At 70.5% G+C, this 4893-nt stretch carries 7 protein-coding genes; 4 read left to right on the top strand and 3 right to left on the bottom strand.

Annotated features, from left to right (window positions below; translation table 11 throughout):
- The 4 genes from dmpH to AB3X43_RS18455 all read left to right on the top strand — a co-directional run.
- On the top strand, positions 1-743 hold a 743-nt coding region (gene dmpH / locus AB3X43_RS18470), incomplete at its 5' end, for a 2-oxo-3-hexenedioate decarboxylase (RefSeq protein WP_369431335.1).
- Between the two features lie 18 nt (positions 744-761).
- Complete coding sequence (locus AB3X43_RS18465) at positions 762-1658, top strand: acetaldehyde dehydrogenase (acetylating) (protein WP_369431334.1); 897 nt, start codon at positions 762-764, stop codon at positions 1656-1658.
- Positions 1655-2725 carry a 4-hydroxy-2-oxovalerate aldolase gene (gene dmpG, locus AB3X43_RS18460; protein ID WP_369431333.1) on the top strand — a complete coding sequence of 357 codons (1071 nt, stop codon included), beginning with the start codon at positions 1655-1657 and terminating at the stop codon, positions 2723-2725. The genes AB3X43_RS18465 and dmpG overlap by 4 nt, the downstream gene beginning before the upstream one ends.
- 21 nt (positions 2726-2746) lie before the next feature.
- Positions 2747-2938 (top strand): 2-hydroxymuconate tautomerase, encoded by a 192-nt coding sequence (locus AB3X43_RS18455; RefSeq protein WP_369431332.1) that lies wholly within the window; start codon positions 2747-2749, stop codon positions 2936-2938.
- Here AB3X43_RS18455 and AB3X43_RS18450 read toward each other — a convergent pair.
- From AB3X43_RS18450 to AB3X43_RS18440, 3 genes are all read right to left on the bottom strand, one after another.
- Positions 2913-4112, bottom strand: a complete 1200-nt coding sequence (locus AB3X43_RS18450; protein WP_369431331.1) for an MFS transporter — start codon at positions 4110-4112, stop codon at positions 2913-2915. The two genes, AB3X43_RS18455 and AB3X43_RS18450, sit on opposite strands and share 26 nt — an antisense overlap.
- Positions 4105-4527 carry a VOC family protein gene (locus AB3X43_RS18445; RefSeq protein WP_369431330.1) on the bottom strand — a complete coding sequence of 141 codons (423 nt, stop codon included), beginning with the start codon at positions 4525-4527 and terminating at the stop codon, positions 4105-4107. Before AB3X43_RS18445 ends, AB3X43_RS18450 begins: the two co-directional genes overlap by 8 nt.
- A partial coding sequence (locus AB3X43_RS18440) for an NUDIX domain-containing protein (RefSeq protein ID WP_369431329.1) occupies positions 4524-4893 on the bottom strand: 370 nt, incomplete at its 5' end. The genes AB3X43_RS18440 and AB3X43_RS18445, both read right to left, overlap by 4 nt.

The raw sequence follows: 4893 nt of genomic DNA, 5'->3' as shown, positions 1-4893 counted from the left end.
CCGCCCGCAGCGAGGTCCGCGATGTCACCAAGATCACCGACGACTTCCCCGACATGGACTGGGCCGACGCCTACGACATCCAGGACGCCATCCGCCGCCGACAGGAGTCCCGCGGCCTGCGCACCGTCGGCCTGAAGGCCGGGCTGACCTCGTTCGCGAAGATGAAGCAGATGGGCGTGAACGAGCCCTGCTTCGGCTTCGTCAGCGCAGACATGGCCCGCCCGGACGGCGGCGAGATCCGCATGTCCGAGCTGATCCACCCGAAGGTGGAGGCCGAGATCTGCATCGTCACCAAGGCCGCGCTGCGTGGCCCCGGCTGCCACGTCGGCACGGTGATGGCGGCGATCGACTTCGTGATCCCGGCGGTGGAGATCATCGACAGCCGCTACCGGGATTTCAAGTTCGACCTGAAGAGCGTCATTGCCGACAACACCTCGGCGGCGCGCTTCGTGATCGGCGGGCGCTCGCGGCCAGTGGAAGCCCTCGATCTGCGCACGCTCGGCGTGGTGCTGGAGAAGAACGGCCGCATCGCCGCGATGGCCGCCGGGGCCGCCGTGCTCGGACACCCGGCGGCGGCGGTCGCGATGCTCGCCAACCACCTCGGCCGGCGCGGGCAGGAGATCCCGGCCGGCACCTTCATCATGACCGGCGGCGTCACGGAGGCCATCGCGGTGCAGGCCGGCGACAGCGTGAACGTGCGCTTCCAGGACCTGGGCAGCGTGTCGATGCGCTTTGTTGAATAACCCCCCGAAAGCATTCCCATGACCCGAAAGATCCGCTGCGCGCTGATCGGTCCCGGCAACATCGGCACCGACCTGCTCGCCAAGCTGCAACGCTCGCCCGTCCTCGAACCCGTGTGGATGGTGGGCATCGACCCCGAATCCGACGGCCTGAAACGCGCCCGCGAGATGGGCATCAAGACCACCTCGGACGGCGTGGACGGCCTGGTGCCCCACATGAAGGCCGACGGCGTGCAGATCGTGTTCGACGCCACCTCGGCCTACGTCCACGCCGAAAACTCGCGCAAGGTCAACGCGCAGGGCGCGCTGATGATCGACCTGACGCCCGCCGCGATCGGGCCGTTCTGCGTGCCGCCGGTGAACCTGAAGGCGCACCTCGGCTCCGGCGAGCGCAACGTCAACATGGTCACCTGCGGCGGGCAGGCGACCATCCCGATGGTGGCGGCCGTCAGCCGCGTGCAGGCGGTCGCCTACGGGGAGATCGTCGCCACCGTGTCCTCGCGCTCGGTCGGCCCCGGCACGCGCAGGAACATCGACGAGTTCACCCGCACGACCGCCGGTGCCGTCGAGCAGGTCGGCGGCGCGAAGAAGGGCAAGGCGATCATCGTCATCAACCCGGCCGAGCCGCCGCTGATCATGCGCGACACGGTGCATTGCCTGACCGAGGACGAGCCGGACCAGGACGCCATCACCGCGTCGGTCCACGCGATGCTGGCCGAGGTGCAGCAGTACGTGCCCGGCTACCGGCTGGTCAACGGGCCGGTGTTCGATGGCAAGCGTGTCTCGGTCTACCTCGAAGTCGAGGGCCTGGGCGACTACCTGCCCAAGTACGCCGGCAACCTCGACATCATGACCGCCGCCGCCGCGCGCACCGCCGAGATGTTCGCCGAGGAAATGCTCAAGGAAGCCGTCCAATGACCACCCCGCCCTCCCTGCTCTCCCCGCTTTCCCACCTGCACGGCAGGAAGATCACCGTCCACGACATGACCCTGCGCGACGGCATGCACCCGAAGCGCCACCTGATGACGCTCGACCAGATGACCTCGATCGCGCAGGGACTCGACGCGGCCGGCGTGCCGCTGATCGAGGTCACCCACGGCGACGGCCTCGGCGGCTCCAGCGTCAACTACGGCTTCCCGGCGCACACCGACGAGGCGTACCTCGGCGCCGTGATTCCGCTGATGAAACAGGCCAAGGTGTCGGCGCTGCTGCTGCCGGGCATCGGCACCGTCGATCACCTGCAGATGGCCCATGAACTCGGCGTCAGCACGATCCGCGTCGCCACCCACTGCACCGAGGCCGACGTCAGCGAGCAGCACATCACCCACGCCCGCAAGCTCGGGCTGGACACGGTCGGCTTCCTGATGATGGCGCACATGAACTCGCCGGAGGGACTGGTCAAGCAGGCCAAGCGGATGGAGAGCTATGGCGCGAACTGCCTCTACATCACCGACTCGGCCGGCTACATGCTGCCCGAGGACGTGAAGGCGCGGATCGGCGCGGTGCGCGAGGCGCTCAAGCCCGAGACGGAGCTGGGCTTCCACGGCCACCACAACCTGGCGATGGGCGTGGCGAACTCGATCGCCGCCATCGAGGCCGGCGCGAACCGCATCGACGCCGCGGCGGCCGGGCTGGGCGCAGGCGCGGGCAACACGCCGATGGAGGTCTTCATCGCGGTCTGCGCCCGCATGGGCATCGAGACCGGCGTGGACGTGTTCAGGATCCAGGACGTGGCCGAGGATCTGGTCGTGCCGATCATGGACCACCTCATCCGCATCGACCGCGACTCGCTGACGCTGGGCTACGCAGGGGTCTATTCGAGCTTCCTGCTGTTCGCCAAGCGCGCCGAGAAGAAGTACGGCATCCCCGCCCGCGACCTCCTCGTCGAACTCGGCCGCCGCAAGATGGTCGGCGGACAGGAGGACATGATCGAGGACACCGCCATCACCATGGCCCGCCAGCGCGCCGCTGCCGCCGGCGTCTGACCACCCCCGCCAGGAGAACCCATGCCATTCGCCCAGATCTACATGCTCGAAGGCCGCACCGAGGACCAGAAGCGCGCCGTGATCGAGAAGGTCACCGCCGCGCTGGTCGAGGCGGTCGGTGCGCCGAAGGAAACCGTGCGCGTCTGGATCCAGGACGTGCCCAAGCAGAACTGGGGCATCGCGGGGGTCAGCGCGAAGGACCTGGGGCGCTGAAGGCCGCGACCGCTGGCGCTGGTCGCCGGTTCATCCACACGACCAGCACGGCGCCCGCCACCAGCAGCCCGGCGATCCCGCCGAAGGCCACGGCGTCCGACCACGCAGCGGCGACGAACCCGAGGCACAGCGGCGTCGGCAGCCGCAGCGCCCCGGCCACCAGCGAGGCCACGCCCAGCGCATCGGCCGAGCGCTGCGGCGCCTGCCTCGCCACCAGCGCGAAGCAGCATGGCACGACACACGCCGTCCCCACCCCCACCAGCGCGAAGCCAAGCACGCTGCCGGTGAACCCGTCCGCCAGCGCCACCGCCGTGAAGCCCAGCGCGGCCAGCACCAGCGACACGGTGATCACGCGGTGGTCGTCGAAGCGGCGCCGCAGCGTGTCGCCCAGGCTGCGCACGATCGCCTGACAGCCCGCGAACAGCGCCGCCCCTGCCCCGGCCAGCGCCGGGTTCGGCCGTGCCTGCTGGGCGAGGAACTGCGCGGACCACATCTGCGCGGTGATCTCGGCGGCGATGCACACGCCCAGCACCACGCCCAGCAGCAGCACCGGCAGGCCGAGGTGTGCGCGTGAGGGTGCGACCGCCGCGTGGCCCGCGCCCGACGACGACGGCGCGACAGACACCGGCCCTCGCGGCGGGATCCGCGTCAGCGCCCACACCACCGGCGCGATCGACAGCACCGCCAGCCCCGCGCACGCCAGCGCCCCGAACTGGCTCGCCAGCACGCTGCCGCCGATCGCACCGAGCGCGAACGCGCCGGACGCCGCCGCGTGCATGCGGATCAGCACCGGCCGGCCCGCCTCGCGCTCCAGCGCGGTGCCGTCGGTGTTCATCGCCAGGTCGATCGTGCCGGCGGTCAGGCCGAGCGCGAACAGGCTGGCTGTCAGCGCCACCGGCGAACCAGCGGCAAACAGCGCCACGAAGGTCAGCGCATGCAGCACCAGCACGGCCCGCATCAGCCCCCGCACCTCGACCCGGCGCAGCAGCCACCCGCCCGCCGTCATCGCGCCCACGTAGGCCGCGCTGTGCAGCGTCAGCGCCAGCCCGAGGCCGGCGGTGTCGAGGCCGGTCTGGTGCATCAGCGTCGGAATCGCCCCGGCAAACAGACCGAGGCCCAGCGCGAAGGCGAAGAACACGCCTGTGAGGACCACGCGTGGTGACGGCTCAGTCATCGGGCAGCAGGTGCGGGTTCCAGACCACTTCCCACAGGTGCCCGTCCGGGTCCTGGAAGTAACCGCCGTAGCCGCCCCAGAAGGTGTCCTGCGCCGGCTTGACGACCACCGCGCCCGCGGCGGCGGCCTGCGCCATCACCGCATCGACCTCCTCGCGCGAGCGCACGTTGTGGCCGAGGGAGAGTTCGGTGGCACTCGGCGGCTGCAGTGGCAGACCGGTGTCGTGCGCGAGGCTGCGGCGCGGCCAGAGGGCCAGTTTCAGGCCGGGCTGCAGGTCGATGAAGACCACCGCACCGTGCTCGAACTCGGTGCCGAAGATGCCGGGTGTCGCGAAGCCCAGGCCGTCGCGGTAGAAGTGCAGCGCGCGGTCGAGGTCGTCGACCGCCAGCGTGAGGACGGTGATGCGGGGTTTCATGGGGTGCGGGTGCTGGTGATGCGGTCGTCGAAATACGCCCGCGTGTGGACGTGGACCTCGGCGGTGGCCAGCAGTTCGTCCACCGGGAACCAGCGCAGCGCGCTGTGCTGGCTGTCGAGCGAGCGCACCGAGTCCTCGCCGACGGTCACCTCGTAGGCGAGCACGACGTAGTGCGTCGTCACGTCCGCGGTGCCGGAGAAGTTGTCGGGGTAGAGGTGCTCGAACACGCCCAGCGGCCAGGCGGCGGCGACTTCGTCCGGATGGAAACCGAGTTCGGCGGCGGCAACGCGGCGCAGCGCCTCGCCCACACGCTCGTCCTTGAGGATGCGCCCGCCGGGGACGAACCAGGTGCCCTGCGCCGGGCGG

The sequence above is a fragment of the Sphaerotilus sp. genome (assembly GCF_041083715.1).
Taxonomy (GTDB): Bacteria; Pseudomonadota; Gammaproteobacteria; order Burkholderiales; family Burkholderiaceae_C; genus Sphaerotilus.
Note: the sequence above shows the minus strand (reverse complement) of the source record. Positions and strands in the feature narration are given on the sequence as shown.